Below are 19738 nucleotides of genomic sequence, written 5' to 3'. Positions count from 1 at the left end.
GGCTTATCCTTTGCCTCCGGTGAGGCGCACGACTTTCATCGCCACAAATATAGCCAGAACCGGAGCCGCTGCAAAAAGACCCGCCAGCCATAGCGAGGCATTGGACGCACCGGCAATATCACCCGCATCCGATATACCGGCAAAATTGGCAATCATACCGGCGCAGGCTGTTCCGAATGCAATGGCGAATAATTGCACTGTGGTCATGCCTCCTGAAGCAAGATCCTGTTCAGTTGCCGGTGCACTCTGATAAACCCGCGTGACCAGACCTGGCCATGCCAGACCAATGCCAAAGCCGATCAGAACCAGCCCGATGCAGAGAGGCAGCAAATATCTCCAGTCTCCGCCACCATGAACCGGCATGAAAATGGCAAGCAGGATCAGCCCCGCCAGTACCATGACGGGACCTGAGAAAATCAGAAAACCACCGCTCTTTTGCCAACGTGAGCTGAGGAAAGAAGCCGCTGTCCAGCCGATTGCCATCAGTGCTGCAAGATAGCCTGCCCAGAGCGGAGTCTGACCATGCAGTTTCTGCAACAGATAAGGCACATAAATTTCCGGCTGCATGCTCATCATCAGCAGAGCAATCATCAGATAGAGCGCCCCCAGCGGTGTGGAAATATTGAAAGCTTTGCGCGGTAACAGGCGGGATCTGGCATTCATATCCACGAGAGCTATGGCGACAACCATAGTCAGCGCTCCGGCCAGACCGATCATATTCCATGACAATTCTTTTGACAGGCTGCCGGCTGAAACCGCCAGCACTGCACCGGTCAGCAGAATAAGCTGTAAAACCGGTATGGAGGATTGCTCATTCTTATCCCAGCTGCGCTTTGGTAAAGTTGTGAAAGCCAGCACGGCAAACAAAGCAGCAAAGGGCAGTAAAGACCAGAAAGCCGCACGCCATGCGCTATACTCGGCGAAAACGCCACCGATTGCGGGGCCAATCAGAGTTGCCATACCAAACATAGCCGAGATCAGGCCAATCGCCCGCCCCCATAGGTGCTCGGGCAGCACGATCCGTGTCAGGCCATAGGCAAGCGCATAGAGAAAGCCGCCGCCCAGTCCCTGTACCGCACGTCCGAGCAGCATAACCGGCATATTGATCGCCAGTGAACAAATCAGCGTGCCGGTGCCAAATAACAATGTGGCGACCAGATAGGCACCGCGCGGCCCTGTGCTTTTCAGTAATTTAGCGGTCAGAGCCGCGCCCAGAATAGAGGCGACTACGAATAAGGTTGTTGTCCATGCATAAAAATCGAGCCCGCCGATTTCAACGATCACGGAAGGCATAACCGTCGTAGCGATATACATATTGACGGCATGTAAAGTTACGCCACCGGCAAGGGCAAGCGCATAAATTCCGTTTTTTCCGCTGAATAATTCACCCCAGCCGGCCGGAGCATTATCTCTTTTTACCATGGCGGCATCAGCACCGGCTGGTACTGCGCCCGTCGTATCATTTCTCATGTCGGCTCTCCAAAATGCGTGTGAACGCAAAGGTTCCTTTGCCGCCGCAGACCTCACCGGATTTTTCACGGAGAAATTCATGCAGCATCTCAAAAGAATGCCGTGACAACCGGCCAAAAATGACAAGTCGTCGCAAGCACCGACACGCTTATAGAACCTCAACCAAAGTTGAGGTCAAGCCGTATTTGTATTGTTGTGTTAAAGTTTTTTTCTCAGCAGGCGGCGCGGCCCTGCCCCTTGTTCACCAAGTTCATCATCCGGATTGCGCAACGGACAATCCGCCAGAGAAAGGCACCCGCAGCCGATACAGGTGGCAATCTGATCGCGCAGCTGCATCAGGCTGACAATGCGCTCCTCCAGCATATCTTTCCATGCATTGGTAAATTGCCGCCAGTCCCGTGCTGTCGGCACATGGTCATGCGGGAGATCTTCCAATGCATCACGGATAATCGACAGGGAAATTCCGGCACGCTGGGCAATGCGGATAATAGCAATACGGCGCAGAACCGCACGGTGGTAGCGCCGCTGATTACCGGCGGTGCGCCATCCGGCTATCAGCTCTTTTGCTTCATAAAAATGGATAGTGGAAACAGGAACACCACTGCGGCGGGCAACATCGCCCACCGTCAGCGTTTCTTTGAGTTTACCCGATGACATAATCAAACCTCAAGGATGGATGAGGTATGGTAAATCAGGCTGCGCAATAAATACAGGCACTCACGAAAATGTCAGGCTGTATAGCGCTGCTCGCCTGCCATCCATGTTTCGCTGACTTTGATTTTGCCGATATCTTTCACGCCGCTAGTCGGGTCCTGTTCCAGTATGGCGAAGTCCGCATATTTTCCGGTTTCAAGGCTGCCAACCTTATCATCCATATGACAATGCCATGCAGCGTCAATGGTTACAGCACGCAATGCGGCTTCTGCCGGTATGCATTCGTCGGAGAAGAAGACACCGCCGCCCTCATTCATCACACGGGCAACCGCATCCTGCACATAGCGCAGAGGTTCAATCGGCGTTACGCTCCAGTCGGAATGCAGCGAAATGCGCAAACCGGCGGCTAAAGCCGAGGCGCAAGGGTCATAATATTTCGCCCGCTCCGGCCCCAGAATGCGATTACGGAAGGCCTTGCCCCACCATCGTACATGGCCGACGAGGAAAGACGGCGACAGGCCAAGCCGCACCATTTTCTCCATCTGCTCAGGATGCAGAACACTGCAATGCTCAATCCGGTGGCGCAGATCATTCGGTGCCGAGCCTTGCAGCACGGTCTGATAGGCTTCAATCACCGTGTCAATTGCCCCGTCACCATTGGCATGAACGCCGACCTGCCAGCCGCCATCATGCGCACGCTTTATGACTTCGGTGATTTGCTCAAGGCTGTAATTCAGTGCCCCGCGGCTATTGCTGCCCAGATAATTCTCGCGCTGATAGCCGGTTTCTGCCTGATTGGAACCGTCTGCCCAGGCTTTGATACCATCAATACGGAACAGGTCATTGCCATGACCGGGTTTGATACCAAGCTTGTCCCATTCATCCATCAATGTTGAAATCAGCATCCCGCGATAGCGCACCGGCGGATTATCAGCCATCACGGCATCAAGAAGCGCAATATCATTGACGCCGGACAACATACCAATGCTGCAATCATGCAGGCTTGTGCAGCCCACAGATGCCGCATGATCGAATAATCCGCGAATGCGCTTCTGTACTTCCGCTGCCGTTGGTTGCGGCATCTTCTCGATAAATGGTTCCTGCGCCGCGCTCTCTTCAAGCCTGCCGCTGAGTTTGCCATTTGCATCACGCACAAAGCGTGCACCGGAAGGGTCTTTGGTGTCTTCCGTAATGTCAGCCAGTTTCATGGCAGCACTATTTGCATAGGCAATATGTCCGTTACTCTCCATCATGAAAAACGGATTGTCCGGCGCCAGTGCATCAAGCTCTGCCATTGTCGGCGGGCGGGCATCTTTGGTGATGCTGGGGTCAAAATTCTTCGCCCGAATCCAGTCACCTGATTTTGCCTTGTCTACACCAGCTTTCAGCTGAAGCCAGACATCCTTAAAGGTCGGTGTGGCCATCGGGCTGACGTCAATCCAGTCATCCAGCACCACAAAGGTCGAATGCATATGCGGATCAATCAGACCCGGCATTAATGTGCGGCCGCCAAGATCAACAATGCGCGTCTTAGAGCCGCTTAAAGCCTGCATATCCTCAGCCGTTCCGACGCCGAGAATAGTATCGCCGCGAATGGCAATAGCTTCAGCGCGGGCATTCTCCTTATTCATGGTGAGGATAGTGCCGCCCTTAAAGATCACATCAGCGGATCCGTCAGCAGAAGCTGCGGCCAGCGCTGTTCTGCTTTCCATAACTGAGGCGGCGAAAACAGAAGTGGCCGCCACTCCCATATATTTCAAAAAATTACGCCGTGATGCGGCGTTTCTCAGAATGGCTGTAACTCCGGGATTGCAGGCTAAACACATCGGATATTTCCCCTGTAAGGATTATTTGATGCCGGATTATTCCTGAACGCACATATATGTAAGATCAAATAAAACTAAAAATAATAATAATTTTAAAATCACAATAAATACAAATGAAATTTATATAAAACAGCTTTGAATATACACAAAATCAAGTTCGTTTAAACAATTTTATTGACTGAGCAGGCAGTTTCTTGACCGCCTGCTCAGCAAATATTCATTGAATGTAGATTATCCGCCGAAGCCGCGCAGAAAATGCGTGAGATTTCCGCCCAACTGATCGCAGATATAACCACCTTCCTGCACAATCACTGTCGGTAAATTCAGGCTTGCGCATTTCTGAGCAATGCTGGTGAAACCCTGCTCATTGACGGTAAAACCGCCAAACGGATCATGCTCGGAAGCATCAAGCCCAAGCGCCAGAACCAAAGCACCCGGCCGATAGGCGCGGATACGATCCAATGCCAGATCCAGCGCATCCAAAAATTCCTGATTGCCGGAACCGCGAGCCAAAGGCAGGTTGTAATTATAGCCAAGGCCTGCGCCCTCACCGCGCTCTGAGGCATGCCCCCAGAAAAACGGATAGAAAACCGCCGGATCAACATGGATGGAAACTGTCATCACATCGGCACGGTGATAGAAAATGCCTTGCGTGCCATTGCCGTGATGCAGGTCCACATCGAGAACAACCACGCGGTCATGGCTCTCGCGCAGTACCTGTGCAGCAATGGCGGAATTGTTCAGAAAGCAGAAGCCGCCCGCCATGTCGGCATAGGCATGGTGACCGGGCGGACGGCACAAAGCATAGGCTGCAGGCTCGCCATTCTGCACCAATCTGGCTGCTTCAATTGCCGTCTGCGCACTCCAATAAGCAGAATTCCACGTATCTGCAGCAATCGGACAGGCCGTATCGGCCATATGATAGCCAGCACGACCGACCGGTGATGTCGGATAGGAAAAATCGCGGCGGTTCGGATGGATATTCGGAATGACCTCATCGGATGCGCCACTGATTGTCTGCCATTGCCCGTAAATGACCTGCAGGAATTCCAGATATTCAGGGCTGTGCACGGCGCTGACCGGTGCCAGACCGTGATCCTGCGCTGCAATCATTGCAAGTCCGGCATCATTAGCGCCGGTTAAAAGCCGCTGTATGCGCTCAGGCACTTCCGGATTGGGTTTGCGGGCACCGGCAGATAAAAACATGGCCGGATTATGCGCGCGCTGAGGCTCAGCAAATGTAAATTTCATAAATCAGTTTCCTCCTCATGCTGCAATTATTGCTCCATATCTGCGATATGGCCTCCTGAAATAACTGCACGACAGGAAACTACGGAGAGGATTGCCCGATTGCAAATAAAAACAACAGGCTGAGCTAAATCAGTGATTTGCGGGAACTTCAAAAACCATACCGTCATAGGCTGGCTCGACATTCTCGGGTACAAGAGCGCGCACTTCATCATAATCCAGCGGCACATGCATATGGGTGAGAATGGCACGGTGCGGTTTCAGGCGTGAAACCCATACCAGCGCTTCATCCAGACTGAAATGGCTTGGATGTGGCCTGTATTGCAGAGCATCAATCAGCAAAACATCCAGATTTTCCAGAGATGCTGCTGTTTCCGGCGGAAATTCATTCACGTCCGAGCAATAGGCCACATTTTCAATGCGAAAGCCGAGACTGGTAATATCGCCATGCACCATCGGCATTGGCTTAAAGCGGATCGGACCGCCTGCCCCGTTAATGGTAAAACTCTCGGTATTACCGATTTCATGGGCTTTAAGAATTGGCGGATAGCTTGAGCCGAAGGGCGTGGCGAAACAATAGCCGAAAGCCTCATAAAGCCGGTTGAGCGTCAGACGATTTGCATAGATTGGCATCAGGCTCTTACTGTCGAGCACAAAACTGCGCAAATCATCAATACCGTGAATATGGTCGGCATGAGGATGCGTATAGATCGCCGCATCGATATGACGGTCAGTTTTGCCTGCCAGCCCGTCAATGATTTGTGCGCGAAAATCCGGCCCTGTATCGATCACCACACGCGTCGTGCCATGAGGGCTGACACGCTCCACCAACAGTGATGCACGGCGGCGGCGGTTTTTCGGATTGTCCGGATTGCACTTACCCCAATCGCCATTCGGACGCGGCACACCCGGAGATGAGCCGCAACCAAGAACCGTAAAGCGATAGAAGTCAGACATGTGCCAGTTCCGCTTTTATACGCCTTTTAATAATTAAATATCAAAAGGTTGAAATGATTATCTGATAGTTTGAACGAACATAATCAGCGAGGTATTTTAGTAAACAGACGCAGCACATTCTCACCGGTCATCCGGCGGATATCCGCATCGCTCACACCGATTACATCCGCCAGAACCGCAGCTGTATGCGCAACATAGGACGGCTCATTGCGTTTTCCGCGATGTGGCATCGGTGCCAGATAAGGTGCATCAGTCTCTACCAGCAGACGATCATGCGGCACGATTTTTGCCGCTTCACGAATTTCGGCAGAGTTCTTGAAAGTGATGATACCGGAGAAAGACACATAGCCGCCAAGCTCAACGCCGGTACGCGCCAGTTCAATGCCAGACGAGAAGCAATGCAAAATAAACGGAAACGCGCCTTTGGCGGTTTCCTCACGCAACAATGCTGCCATATCCTCATCCGCACTGCGCGCATGAATCACAAGCGGCAATTGCGTGCGGCGTGACGCTTCAATATGTGTCAGCAGGCCTTGGCGCTGCGCTTCCGGTGTTGAATAATCATAGTGATAATCCAGACCAGCTTCACCGATTGCCACGACTTTCGGATGCTGCGCAAGACGTACCAGTTCATCAGCCGTTACATCCAGCTCTTCATGGGCATTATTCGGATGGGTGCCGACCGAGCAATAAACCGGATCATAGCTCTCCGCGAGCGCTAAAATCTGATCGAATTTCTTCACACGGGTGCAGATGGTGATCATCTTTTCGACACCGGCATCGAGAGCACGCTGAATAATCGCGTCACGCTCTTCTGCAAAATCAGCGAAATCGAGATGGCAATGGCTGTCTACAAGCATAATAAAAGTCCTGCCCGAGGCTTAGCACTCGGGAAAATGATACGGGCGATAATTCGCCCGTATCTGATATAAGATATTACTCTTCAGTTTCCACATAACGCGGGAAGATCGGCTCCGGTGCAGGCAGTTCAGCACCGCTGATCAGCACATCGCCGAGATCAGCGAAACTGCGCTTATCCTCTGCAACACCCAGAATATTGAGCAGCTTGGCTGAAGATGTCGGGATATAGGCCTGAGTCATAATTGCAACGCGGCGCAGCACTTCTGCGGTCGTATACAAGACTGTGCCCATACGTACCGGATCGGTCTTGCGCAGTGCCCAAGGTTCCTGAGCTGCGAAGTAACGATTGGCTTCGGATACAACATTGAAGATTGCCGCCAGCGCCTGATGAATGGCCTGAACCTTCATCGCATTGCGGGCAAGTTCAATTGCTTCTTCAGCCAGTTTCAGAATAGCCGTATCTTCCTCATGGAAGTTAGCTTTTTCCGGCACTTTACCTTCGCAGTTCTTGGCGATCATCGACAGCGAGCGCTGCGCCAGATTGCCCAGATCATTGGCCAGATCGGCATTGGTACGGTTGACAATCGCTTCGTGATTGTAGCTGCCGTCCTGACCGAAAGGCACTTCACGCAGGAAGAAGTAGCGCACCTGATCCAGACCATAGCGGTCGATAAATGCAAACGGATCGATCACATTGCCGACCGACTTCGACATTTTCTCGCCGCGGTTGAACAGGAAGCCATGGGCGAAAACACGTTCCGGCAGCGGCAGTCCGGCAGACATCAGGAACGCAGGCCAGTAAACCGCGTGGAAACGAACAATGTCTTTACCGAGAATATGGGCAGTTGCAGGCCAGAACTGTGCCTTCTCCGCATCCATATCCGGATAACCGATAGCGGTGAGATAGTTGGTCAACGCATCAACCCAGACATACATCACATGCTTGTCATTGCCCGGAACCGGCACGCCCCAGTCGAATGTGGTGCGGGAAACGGACAGATCACGCAGGCCGGATTTGATGAAGCTCAGCACTTCATTGCGGCGCTCAGACGGACCGACAAATTCCGGATGCTTTACGAAATAATCGATCAGCGGCTGCTGGTATTTGGACAGACGGAAGAAATAGCTTTCTTCTTCATGCCATTCTACCGGCGAACCGATCGGCTCACGGCGAACGCCATCTTCACCGACGGTTGTTTCGCTCTCGTCGAAATAAGCTTCCTGACGAACCGAATACCAGCCTGCATAGCTGTCGAGATAGATATCGCCATTCGCGACCATACGCTCCCAGATATGCTGACAGGCTTTGTAATGGCGTTCTTCCGTGGTGCGGATGAACTGGTCATGGCTGGAACCGATTTTCGCCAGCATTTCGCGGAACACGGCGGAGTTTTTGTCAGCCAGTTCAAGCGGCGTAATGCCTTCCTTCTCGGCGGTCTGCTGCATTTTCAGACCATGTTCGTCTGTACCGGTCAGAAACAGCACATCTTTGCCGTCCAGACGCTGGAAGCGCGCCATGGCATCGGTGGCAATCGATGTATAGGCATGGCCGATATGCGGTGTGCCGTTCGGATAGAAGATCGGGGTAGTGATGTAAAATTTTTCGCGGCTCATGTCGGATCCGTCTTGTCGAGATATTTTATCTCATGAAGTCAATATGATGATAACTGATAAAACCGGCATATCGCATGTCAGACCGTAAGTCAGCCCTAAATGCATCGAATTCAGAAACTCATGCTTGTTTATGCGGTTTCTTGATCCTGTGAATGGCATATTTCTGCCCTTTCACAGTGACCGGTTTGCTCGGCGGCATCAGCCGGTCTCAAACCTTAGACCGGCATGCCGCTGCGCATAGCGCGATGCATCTTTTCCATCATAATCAGTGCCGCCTGTTTGCGGTCAAGATTATAGCTTTCCGTTTCCATCGCCTCGCGACGCAGATCATCCCAGAATTGCGACCATTGACTGGCTTGCACCACCTGCCCTTGTTCAGCAAGACCAAGTGCCTGCGCGGCAGCTTTATCCAGCAAATATTCAAGGAAAAGCTGGTTCTGCACATCGGCTTCACGGCCACCAAGCACAGCGGCAAGCGCCTGCGCCTTTGGCAGATCAAAGTGATTGCCGCTCAGCACAGCATCGACTGTATCAGTGATTTCTAAACCGCCATGCGCTACCAGCAACAAAGCTTTGCGCACAGAACCTTCCGCCCGCGCGCTGAGTGCAGTGAAATAAGCCTGATCCTGTACATCAATGCCGACATCTCTGCCTGCAACTTCCAGCGCGCGCTTCAGCTCATTATCATTCAGCGGCTTGAAAGCCAGTGACTGGCAGCGCGAGCGGATCGTCGGCAGCAAACGGCCGGATGAATGCGAAATCAGAATAAACAGCGCCCGTGCCGGTGGTTCTTCCAGCGTTTTCAGCAAAGCATTGGCAGCATTGCGGTTCATATCATCCGCAGGATCAATAATAACGATGCGCCATGCGCCGTCACCGGACGTGCGGCTCAGAAAATGCGTGATACGGCGGATTTCTTCAACGGTAATCGCCGTGCGGTATTTGCCGGTTTTCGCATCAAACGGTCGTGTAATATGCAGCAGCGCCGGATGCATTCCTTGTGACATTTGACGATACGGCGCGGCATCCAGATCCGGCGTGCTCAGCTGCTGCGGCGCTGATGCACTGTCGGGATATTTCAGCATATGTCCGGCAAGATGAAATCCGGTTGTCGCTTTACCTATGCCCTGCAAGCCTTCGAATAACAGCGCATGATGCATGCGACCTTCCTGATAGGCCTGCGCGAGAAATGTGCGCACTTCCTCATGCGCAGTCAGAAAACTGGTCGCATTGGGTGCAGGAACACCATCAATCGCATCATAGGTACTGTTGGGTGCCTGTTCAGCCATGGGCAGACACCTCTTGCGGGCTCAGAACAGCATCGGCGAGTGCAGCTACTTCAGCGCTGATCTCATGCACCGAGCGGTCCGCATCAATTACCTTGCAACGTTGCGGCTCTTCGGCGGCGATAGCCAGAAATGCCTGACGACGCGCTTCGTGGGTGGCGATAGTTTCTTTTTCGAAGCGATCTGCCACTTCATTGCCGCGACGCAAGCCTGCTCTGGCTAAGCCCTTATCTGCCGGAATATCGAGAATGAAAGTCAGATCAGGCATAGTGCCATCAATGGCAATACGCTCAACCGAGCGCATGAATTGCGGATCAAGATTGCCGCTGATGCCCTGATAAACACGGCTTGAATCAATAAAACGGTCGCAGAGCACAATCTGTCCGGCTTCAATCGCAGGGCGGATTTTCTGGTCAATATGATCGCTGCGGGCGGCGGCAAATAGCAGTGCCTCCATCGCAGGGCCATAGGTTTCTGCCGCACCGCTCAGGATGACATGGCGCACAGCCTCTGCCCCTGCTGAGCCGCCCGGTTCACGCGTGACCATAACCTCAAAGCCTTGAGCGCGCAGATGATCAGCCAAAGCAAGAATCTGCGTGGATTTCCCCGCGCCTTCTCCGCCTTCAAATGTGATCAGCAATCCTGACAAAGCTCTGATTTTCCTACGCTGTACACCGTTAATAATTATAAGTTTAATGAGGGATAGGCATAGCTTTGTCAAATAAAACTGACAAAGGAAACAAGCAGTCTTATTTCAGCAAACGACGTATCCAGCCTGTCGCCAGCTCATAGAGCGCATCCATCGACTTGTTGCGCAAAGTTCCCTCACTCACATCCTGCGCAGCAAAGACAGGGCGTTCGAGCAATATTTCCTTATCCCGCAGCACTTGAATCCGGCCGATTTCCTGTCCTTTGGAGACCGGTGCCGATACCGGCCCCTGATAAATCACTTGCGAGCGCAGTTTGCCTTTATCCTGAACAGGCACAAGCACGGAAACCGCATCATGAACCACAAGCCCGACTGATCCTTGCGTTCCGCCATAGAGTGAGCCCTGAGCCACTTCTGTACCCGCAGTAAAAACCGGCAGTTTAACGAAATCATTCATTGCCCAGCGGATCAGCTTTTCAGCATCTTCGGTTCTGTCCTGAATGGTTTTGGCTCCGTTCAGCCCGATAAATATGCGCCGCCCACCGGATTCAGCGGATGCGACAAAAGAAAAGCCGGAATCCTTGGTGCCGCCCATAGCCAGACCATCAGCACCCAGATTCAACCGCAGCAAAGGATTGCGGTTGCGCTGCATAATATTATTCCACGTAAAGCTTTCCTGCGCATAAAGCGGATAATATTGCGGATAGGTTTTGTGCAGATGCTGCGCGAGTTTCACCATATCGTTCAGCGTTACTTTTTGGGTAGCACCATCCAGTGGTAAACCGGTCGGGTTCGCAAAAACGGAGCTTTTTAACCCCAGTTCCTGCGCCCGTTGGTTCATCAGCACGGTGAAAGCCTGCTCACTGCCGCTCATGCCCTCTGCCAGTACAATCGCGCCGTCATTGGCGGATTGCACTGTAATGCCCTGTATCAGGTCATTGACTGTCAGCTGTGATTTGATTTTGGCAAACATTGTTGCCGTACCCGAAGGTGCACCACCGGTGCGCCACGCATGTTCACTGACTGTAAAACTGGTTTCCGGTTGCAATTTTCCGGTTGTCAGCGCATGAAACGCAACTTCCGCGGTCATCAGCTTTGCCAGAGAGGCCGGCGGAAACGGCGCATCGGCTTTGCGGGCGAATAAGACGCTGCCTGTATCGGAATCGAACAGCAAAACCTGTTCGGACTTCACCGCAAATGGCGGCTCGGCGCCTTGCGCATGAGATAGTATAAACTGGCTCACGATCAGCACAGCAGCAAAACGCAGCTTTCCTGCAGATTTTGTCTTTTCATATGTGCCGGTAAAGCAGGCCACCTTGTTCTCCGGTTGTGATTTCTCTCTGTAACAGACTCAAAAATAGTTCACGATGATTGACGATCAATGAAGCTGAAACAAAAACGTCCGGCATAGCCGGACGTTTGAACACGATATATCACGCTGTAAAAAATTACTCGGCACGCACCACAAAAGCATCATTTGCACCGGCAGCCCATGCGGCCTGCAACAGCGCGTCATTATTGCCGCTGCGTGATTTTGCAGTCAGGCTGTATAAATCGCCCTGAGCCTGCGGGGTCATGCTGCTGCTGATTGTTCCGATATTTTTAAGCGCAGAGGCAATACGGTCTGCCTCATCCTTGCTGCTGAAAGTACCGAGATCAACAAACTCACCCTGCTCCGCACCGGCCTGCAGATATTTTGCAGCCTGCGCATTGCGCCATTCGGCAGAGGCTGCATCCGGCATCAGCACTTTGGAATAGATACCCTCATTGGCCTGAGCGATGCGGTTTCCGGCATAGGCGCTGACCAGAATATCATTCTGCGCAGATGCATAGAGGCCATATGGCTTATCCAGCGGCACAGGAATAACAGATGGCAGCACAGGCGCTGCGCCGTCAGCGTAACCGAAAGGCAGTTCCGGCTGTGCGGAAATCTGGTCAAATGCGCTGGCCGCACCCTGTTCTGCACGGTTTGGTGCAGATGTCGGTGTCGGGCCGTTCATGGCCATCATCACGCCTGTCGCAGGCTGGCCGATGCTGTCGCCACCCGCAGGGCGGTAAGAAGCGAGCAGGAATGCATCATCCTGACCATGCAAAGGTGCACGGCCAACATATTCCACTTTAACATTCGCGGTGCCGTGATGCTTGTAATCCAGCATTTCAGCCGCTTTTTCCGACATGTCAATGATACGCTCGTTGGAATAAGGGCCGCGGTCATTCACGCGTACAATAACTGAACTGCCATTGGCGGTATTGGTGACGCGGGCATAGCTTGGCAGCGGCATGGTCGGATGCGCGGCTGTCAGGTGGGTCATGTCATAGACCTCGCCATTGGCGGTCAGACGGCCATGAAAGGCCGAACCATACCAGGAAGCGCGGCCGACCTTCACATAATTCGGGTCTTCCTTCGGCTTATACCACTTGTCTTTGACTTTATAAGGCTTGCCAACCTGATTGCGGCCGCCGCCGCGCGGGATTTTCTTGCCATTGGCTACACGCGGGCTGGCTTTTACGCCATAGACGGATTCTGCAAAATATTCCTTGGAGCGCTTTTTCTTCTTCACTTCCGGCTGGGGAGAGGCACAGGCTGTAACCAGCAATCCCACCACACCAAGACAAAGAATATGTTTCACCCGAGAAGAATGCAGCATCCGGCCCCCGCTCTTGTTCATTGCAACAGGCCCATGCGGCTGTTTCTGAAATGACTTCATTACGCTACTCAAACCCATTACAAACAACAACATTCAGTCTGCAACAAAACCGGCATTTCCCCTGTCATTTATACCAGTCAGACAATGCCAGCCTGTCACTTGTAAAACGAAACAGTTTCAAAACCTTTATCCCCGCCTTTGTTCAGAGCGGAAAATGCACAACATTTGGCGACTGTTCGCAAGAATTAATTGATAGAATCTTAAAAATCCGCACAAAGCAAATCCCCAAACCTTGCCCGCCGGTTTTTTCGCCTACATATTTAAATCAGATCTTTCATTATTTATGTGCATTTCGGGGGATAATTTCTTTTTTGATAATCAGCAGAACAACAAACCCTATTTGATTAACTCGCTTTATTAACAATGGTTTATTGCCATGAAGAAACAAACGAATATCTGCCAGCAGCTTTATCCGCCCCAAAATCCCGGCACCGGATTTCTCTTGATGTGCCCGCGTTAACCAAGTTTATATTTCGCTGGGGACAGATGAAATTCCGCTTTGATCTTTTCCTGAAATAAACCGCTGTCAGAAATGCTGCGGACATGCATCTGCCTCCGATGAAGGAAGAAGAGTTTGAGTACAGAACTGAACCTTGCTGTCGTCATGCTTATTGTAGCAATTATTCAGGTTTTGCTTCCCGCGTTTTTCCGCAACGGTGAGACAGGTCTGGATTATAATGCCGGACCACGTGATGAGGCGGGGCCGCCTGTCGGCATTATCACCGCACGGCTGGAACGGGCGCAGCGCAATCTTTATGAAACCCTGCCCCTGTTTCTCGCTGCCGTGCTTATTGCCCATATTGCCGGTCGGGAAAGCGGCCTCACTGCTGCAGGCGCGTGGATCTATGTTATCGGGCGCATCTTTTATATTCCCGCTTATGCTTTCGGGATTCCTTATGTGCGAAGCCTGATCTGGGTTGTCTCTCTGGCCGGACTTGGCATGATAATTTTGGCACTGACGGGGCTATTCGTATAATGCAGGTTTATGTATCGCTAAAATAAAAAGCTCTTATTTATAAAGAATTTACGCCAATTCCTGATTTTAATAGGCTTGAAAGAACTATTCCTTTATGTGGAGGAGAATATCGGGTTGGCCAGTAATTTCTATTCAGCATTTCCAGTCATTAACTGAAATATTCAGACTACAGCATACGCTCAGGGATATTTGAACAGACTATGAAATCAGCTCTTATAAAAGCCTTTATTGTTTCTGCTGCGGCTGCGCTGCTTTGTGTTGCAATCAACATGATTGTCGGGCTTATCCGCAATGAGCCGGTTGGCACGCTCAGCATCAGCCTGAGTCTGATCCTCCCTCTGATTACCGCTTTTCCGGCAATGACGGTGGTGTTTCACCGTAATACGCAGCTTTCAAAAGCATTTTCCGATCTGGAGAAAGCCCATCATGAATTACAGGCGCGTTCAAAGATCGATTATATGACCAACCTCTATAATCGAGAGGCTTTCTTTGAAATGATGCGCACTGTCCGCTCCCGTCAAGATGCAGGCGCGTTACTGCTTATTGATGCGGATCACTTTAAGAATATCAATGATAAATACGGCCATACAGTCGGTGACCGCGCCTTAAAGCTGATTGCCTATGCTTTGCAGAATGTGACCCGTAAGGGTGATCTGGTTGGCCGTGTCGGCGGTGAGGAATTTTGCGTTTACCTGCCCAATGCCAGCCGCGCTGCCGCTATCAGCGTTGCCGAGCGTATTCGCGTGGAAATAGAGAACACGCCGTTTTATGTATCACAGAGCCATGTTGAACCGCTGACAATCAGTGCGGGCGGTGCCCTTGCCCATAAAAGCGACAGCAATTCGCAGATTTTCAGCCGTGCCGACCATTGTCTTTATGAGGCAAAAAATCAGGGGCGGAACTGCATTGTTTTTGAACCGGCAGAAACAGCTGAAACAGATGCCAGGAAAATTCACCTGATTTCAGATGCAGAAGAAAGCCGGGACCGGCGCAATTTCTGACGGATTACGCTCTATTTCCAGAGCGTAATCACATCCTCAGCCGTGGAAACGGGCGAAAAGCCCATGCGCTGATAGAGCTGTAAAGCGCGGGGGCTATCAAGCGTATTGGTTTCAAGGCGCAGTTTTTCCGGATTATGCGACCATGCTGCTGCCAGAGCCTCGGCAAAGAAGAATTTTGCCAGACCCCGCCCCTGATAATCCGGCACCAAACCGAAATAGAGCAGATCAACGCTCTCCGGCAGATTGAGCCGCATTTCAGCAAAACCTGCGGGACAACCATCCACATAGAGCAGCAGAATGCGGGTTTCCTCGGCCTGAATGATCGAGGTAACAGTCTCATCATTCTGCATACGGCGCAGCATCCAGTGATGCGGCTTGCCGATGACCTCATAAAGATAGCGATAGAGATGCACCGGCATATTTTCTGCCAGCATGATTGCCAGCCGGAGACCTGCAGGCAAAGGCACCGCGACATTTAACGGTGCAGCCATTTCCAGCCGGGTAATATTAACGCTCACTTCATCAGCGAGCGTTTTATCGTCGTTATCCGTAGGATCGCTCATAGGGTTCCGATCTTCATTTCAGGGCGTGCATATTTCATTATGCACGCCGGATCGCTCAACTGCTTTGTTTTCCTGATAATGACAAGGAAAAGCAGCGATATTATGCCGGAGCCTTACCGAAACGGATACGATAGCGGCGGTTTTCTTTGCCTTTTTTCTCAACCTTGCCGATATGAATTTCACCGATTTCGGAGGTATTGGCCACATGCGTGCCGCCGCATGGCTGTGAGTCTACGGAACCATTGTCGCCGATCAGCACTAAACGGATACGTCCCTGCCCGACCGGCGGGCGCACATTCTTGGATTTTACCAGATCAGGATTGGCAGCCAGTTCTTCATCGCTGATCCAGTTTGTAGTCACCGGCGATGCGGCATTGACCATTTCCATCAGCTTTTCACTGACCTGCTCTTTTGTCAGGTCATTGCCCTGCATGTCGAAATCAATGCGGCTGTCATCAATATTAACTGAAGCGCCGGTCACCGGAAACGGACAAATCACGGAAAGCAAATGGCAGGCTGTATGCATTTGCATCAGCTTGAAACGGCGCTCCCAGTCGATCTCTGCAATCAACTCTTCACCAAGCTGCGGCAGTGTTTCACCTTCAGCAGGCACATGAATGAAATCATTCTTGGTTGCGCCGTTAACAGTGGTGGCAATCTGAATGATGCTGCCGTCTGCACGGCGCAGCAAACCGCTGTCACCCGGCTGACCGCCGGATGTGGCATAAAACACGGTCTGATCGAGAATAACGCCGCCTTCATCCGTGAGACCGATCACCTTGGCCGGCGTCGCTTTCAGATAAGCATCTTCGCGGAAAAGCGGATTGGTTTCCAGACTCTGTGTCATCATACCCTCATGCAAACATTTAAGAAAAAGTCTTTTGCGAGAGGTTTAAAGCAGTTTCAGGAAAAGTAAAACCGCTTTTCCTGAAACTATGATAACAACATAGAGACTAGGTTTTACACCTCGTAAGGAACTGCAATGTCTGAACGTGTCAGAAGCCATTGCGGCACCGGCAGGCCACGCTCTTCAAGGAAGGCCGGATTATACATTTTTGACTGGTAGCGATTACCGTAATCAGCCAGAATTGTCACAATCCGTGCGCCTTTGCCGAGATCTTTCGCCATGCGGATAGCACCGGCAATATTGATGGCCGATGAGCCACCGAGGCAGAGACCTTCTTCCTGCACCAGATCAAAAGCGATTTTCAAAGCATCTGCATCGCTGATCTGATAGGCGAAATCCGGCTTGAAACCTTCGAGATTACCGGTAACGCGTCCCTGCCCGATACCTTCCGTGATGGATGATCCCTCAGCCTTCAGTTCGCCCGTGGTGTAATAGGAATAGAGCGCCGCGCCTTCCGGATCAGCCAGACCGATTTTGATATCTTTGCTGAAGCCGCGCAGCCCCTCTGCCACACCGGCCAGTGTGCCACCGGAACCGACCGCACAAATGAAACCGTCAATTTTGCCCTCAGTCTGCTGCCAGATTTCCGGTGCTGTTGTCTCAATATGCGCCTGACGGTTGATCTGGCTGTCAAACTGGTTTGCCCAGATCGCGCCATTCGGTTCGGTTTTGGCCAGTTGCTCGGCCAAGCGGCCGGAGAGCCGGACATAATTATTCGGGTTCTTGTAAGGAACAGCCGGAACTTCAATCAGTTCCGCACCCAGCAAACGCAGAGCATCTTTCTTTTCCTGACTTTGTGTTTCAGGGATAACGATAACAGTGCGATAGCCAAGTGCTTTGGCCACCATGGTCAGGCCGATACCGGTATTTCCGGCAGTGCCTTCCACAATCACGCCGCCTTTGCGCAAAAGCCCGCGTTTTTCTGCATCACGGATAATATAAAGCGCCGCGCGGTCTTTGACGGACTGTCCCGGATTGGCAAATTCAGCCTTGCCGAAAATCTCGCAGCCGGTGAGCTCTGAAGCTTTGTTCAGGCGGATCAGCGGCGTATTGCCGATCGCCTCGATCACAGAATTTGTTACACCTGACTGCACCATTATATTTGTCCTTTAATTCTGCGCAGAAATACGCATTGCTGCGCCGAACCTATTGTTGCTGAACAGCTTATTCAAGGTACAGTTTTCCGGCAAGCCTGCATCCGACAATAAAAAACACCGCCGGAAAGCGTTCCTGCGGTGTTTTATTTCACTATTATGCAAGGTTTAGAACAGACTTATAAATTAGCTGTTCCAGTCCTGACCCGCACGTTTCTTATTGCGGTGGAAGGTCTTTTTATTCGCAGGCTTGCCGCTATTGGCCTGACCGGAATTATAACCGGCGCCCTGAGCGGAGCTTTTGCCGCCACGACCGGAATGATTGCGGTTCTGACGGCCACGTTCGCCCTGTGCAGGCTTTGCTTCGCGTGGCTTGGCAGGTGCGGCATCATCATAAAGTTCACGCACATCGGAAAAACCAGTGGTGCGCTGCGGTGCTTTATCCAGATTTTTATACGGGCGCGAGGTTTTACGCTTGCCGGTGGCACGCGGATCAGGCTTTGGCCATTCGTGCTCGAAGGTTGGTTTTTCTGTGCGTTCCGGCAACGGACCAAACTGCGGTGGCAAGTCTTTCAATGTCAGCTTATTGCGGATAACACGCTCTACAGCCTTGAGCTTTGCATGTTCTGTACCGCCGTCATAAAGCGTAATCGCTGCACCGGAGGCACCATTACGACCGGTACGGCCAATACGGTGCACATAGCTCTCCGGCTCATCCGGCAGGTCATAATTGATGACATGGCTGATACCCGGAACGTCAATTCCACGCGCAGCAATATCAGTAGCAATCAGCACGCGCACAGAACGGTCTTTAAAGCCGTTCAGCGCACGCTGACGGGCGTTCTGCGATTTGTTACCGTGAATGGCAGCAACGGAGTAGCCGTCTTTTTCCAGCGTGCGAGTTACCGCATCCGCGCCATGTTTGGTACGGGTAAAGACAATAACGGTTTCAAGCTTCGGATTGGTCAAAAGGCCGGACAGCGCTTTTTTCTTGTCCTTGGTCGGTACGGTATAAACTACCTGTGTAATTTCAGCTGCAGTTGTACCGGCAGGCGAAACTTCAACGCGCACCGGATCACGCAGCAGGCCTTCAGCCAGTGCCACGATTTCCTTAGGCATGGTTGCCGAGAACAAAGCTGTCTGACGGTCAGAGCGCGTTGCTTTGGCAATGCGTTTCACATCATTGATAAAGCCCATATCCAGCATACGGTCGGCCTCGTCCAGAACCAGCCATTTAGTAGCGGACAGATCAACGCATTTATCACGCACCAGATCGGTCAGACGACCCGGTGTTGCCACCAGAATATCCACGCCCGGCGCCATTTTGCGCACCTGAGAGGCACGAGAAACACCGCCCAAAATCAATGCGGTCGAAAGATGTGCGCCTTTGGTGAGCACACGAACGGTTTCTTCAATCTGCACAGCCAGTTCGCGGGTTGGTGCGAGGATCAGAGCGCGGCAGGTTTTAGGCAGACGCTTATCACCAAGTGCCAGAATCTGCTCGATGATCGGCAGGGAGAAGGCCGCAGTTTTGCCGGAGCCGGTCTGCGCGATACCCAGAATGTCTTTGCCCTTAAGCTGGGCTGGCAGGGATTGCTGCTGAATTGGCTTTGGCGAAGTCATGCCCGCTGCATCCAGATTTTTCAGCAAAAGACCGGTAATGCCCAAAGCGGCAAAGCCGGCATTATCTTCAGTTTTAGCGGCGAAGCCGCTGGTATCCTGAATTTCCGCAACTGCGGTCAGGTCGGTTTCATTTTGATTTGTCAAAATATAAGCTTTCGATATGCGCCGCCGGTCGGGAGAACCGGACACACGCATCATCAGACCACCATGCGCAGCTGGCAATCCGGAAACAAATTTTTATACGACGAAGCGCCGGAACATTGATGTTCTCACGCGACTTGCGCTGCCGTATCCGGTACGG

General features: G+C 51.9%; 17 protein-coding genes. 2 read left to right on the top strand and 15 right to left on the bottom strand.

The features are described 5' to 3' along the window. Positions 1–3 precede the first annotated feature (3 nt). The 11 genes from LDL70_RS06875 to LDL70_RS06825 form a co-directional block, all read right to left on the bottom strand. Complete coding sequence (locus LDL70_RS06875) at positions 4–1470, bottom strand: MFS transporter (RefSeq protein ID WP_225687983.1); 1467 nt, start codon at positions 1468–1470, stop codon at positions 4–6. Between the two features lie 198 nt (positions 1471–1668). After that, on the bottom strand, positions 1669–2127 hold the full coding sequence (soxR, locus tag LDL70_RS06870; RefSeq protein WP_022712071.1) for a redox-sensitive transcriptional activator SoxR: 459 nt from the start codon (positions 2125–2127) through the stop codon (positions 1669–1671). Between the two features lie 71 nt (positions 2128–2198). Next, entirely contained in the window at positions 2199–3950 is a 1752-nt protein-coding gene (locus LDL70_RS06865) for an amidohydrolase (protein ID WP_225687974.1), read from the bottom strand. A 231-nt stretch (positions 3951–4181) separates the two neighbouring features. Continuing rightward, positions 4182–5201 carry a histone deacetylase family protein gene (locus tag LDL70_RS06860; protein WP_225687972.1) on the bottom strand — a complete coding sequence of 340 codons (1020 nt, stop codon included), beginning with the start codon at positions 5199–5201 and terminating at the stop codon, positions 4182–4184. A 129-nt stretch (positions 5202–5330) separates the two neighbouring features. Next, positions 5331–6155, bottom strand: a complete 825-nt coding sequence (locus LDL70_RS06855) for an MBL fold metallo-hydrolase (protein WP_225687970.1) — start codon at positions 6153–6155, stop codon at positions 5331–5333. An 83-nt stretch (positions 6156–6238) separates the two neighbouring features. Next, positions 6239–7015, bottom strand: coding sequence for a TatD family hydrolase (locus tag LDL70_RS06850; RefSeq protein WP_116089360.1), 777 nt, complete (start codon positions 7013–7015; stop codon positions 6239–6241). A 76-nt stretch (positions 7016–7091) separates the two neighbouring features. Then, a complete protein-coding gene (gene metG / locus LDL70_RS06845; RefSeq protein WP_225687968.1) occupies positions 7092–8630 on the bottom strand; it encodes a methionine--tRNA ligase in 1539 nt (512 codons plus the stop codon). Positions 8631–8845: 215 nt separating this feature from the next. Then, positions 8846–9919: a DNA polymerase III subunit delta' gene (locus LDL70_RS06840; RefSeq protein WP_225687966.1), complete on the bottom strand. Its 1074-nt coding sequence runs from the start codon at positions 9917–9919 to the stop codon at positions 8846–8848. Next, positions 9912–10565, bottom strand: coding sequence for a dTMP kinase (gene tmk, locus LDL70_RS06835; RefSeq protein WP_225687964.1), 654 nt, complete (start codon positions 10563–10565; stop codon positions 9912–9914). The genes LDL70_RS06840 and tmk overlap by 8 nt, the downstream gene beginning before the upstream one ends. A 100-nt stretch (positions 10566–10665) precedes the next feature. Then, complete coding sequence (locus tag LDL70_RS06830; protein ID WP_225687962.1) at positions 10666–11880, bottom strand: D-alanyl-D-alanine carboxypeptidase family protein; 1215 nt, start codon at positions 11878–11880, stop codon at positions 10666–10668. 133 nt (positions 11881–12013) lie between these two features. Then, the gene (locus tag LDL70_RS06825; RefSeq protein WP_225687960.1) at positions 12014–13213 is read right to left on the bottom strand and encodes a septal ring lytic transglycosylase RlpA family protein; all 1200 of its coding nucleotides are present in this window, start codon (positions 13211–13213) and stop codon (positions 12014–12016) included. 634 nt (positions 13214–13847) lie between these two features. Between LDL70_RS06825 and LDL70_RS06820 the strand changes: the two genes are divergently transcribed. Both LDL70_RS06820 and LDL70_RS06815 read left to right on the top strand, forming a co-directional pair. Next, entirely contained in the window at positions 13848–14249 is a 402-nt protein-coding gene (locus LDL70_RS06820) for an MAPEG family protein (protein ID WP_225687958.1), read from the top strand. 200 nt (positions 14250–14449) lie between these two features. Further along, the gene (locus tag LDL70_RS06815; RefSeq protein WP_225687956.1) at positions 14450–15250 is read left to right on the top strand and encodes a GGDEF domain-containing protein; all 801 of its coding nucleotides are present in this window, start codon (positions 14450–14452) and stop codon (positions 15248–15250) included. An 11-nt stretch (positions 15251–15261) separates the two neighbouring features. On the opposite strand, the gene LDL70_RS06810 is transcribed toward LDL70_RS06815, so the two are convergent. The 4 genes from LDL70_RS06810 to LDL70_RS06795 form a co-directional block, all read right to left on the bottom strand. Next, a complete protein-coding gene (locus LDL70_RS06810) occupies positions 15262–15813 on the bottom strand; it encodes a GNAT family N-acetyltransferase (RefSeq protein ID WP_022712085.1) in 552 nt (183 codons plus the stop codon). A gap of 100 nt (positions 15814–15913) precedes the next feature. Beyond that, positions 15914–16660 carry an alanyl-tRNA editing protein gene (locus LDL70_RS06805; RefSeq protein WP_075655777.1) on the bottom strand — a complete coding sequence of 249 codons (747 nt, stop codon included), beginning with the start codon at positions 16658–16660 and terminating at the stop codon, positions 15914–15916. Positions 16661–16773: 113 nt separating this feature from the next. Further along, positions 16774–17817, bottom strand: a complete 1044-nt coding sequence (locus tag LDL70_RS06800) for a cysteine synthase A (RefSeq protein ID WP_225687954.1) — start codon at positions 17815–17817, stop codon at positions 16774–16776. Between the two features lie 183 nt (positions 17818–18000). Further along, positions 18001–19557, bottom strand: a complete 1557-nt coding sequence (locus LDL70_RS06795; RefSeq protein WP_370637815.1) for a DEAD/DEAH box helicase — start codon at positions 19555–19557, stop codon at positions 18001–18003. Between the last annotated feature and the right edge of the window lie 181 nt (positions 19558–19738).

The sequence above is a fragment of the Pseudochrobactrum sp. XF203 genome, from assembly GCF_020341615.1.
Lineage (GTDB): Bacteria > Pseudomonadota > Alphaproteobacteria > Rhizobiales > Rhizobiaceae > Pseudochrobactrum > Pseudochrobactrum saccharolyticum.
Note: the sequence above shows the minus strand (reverse complement) of the source record. Positions and strands in the feature narration are given on the sequence as shown.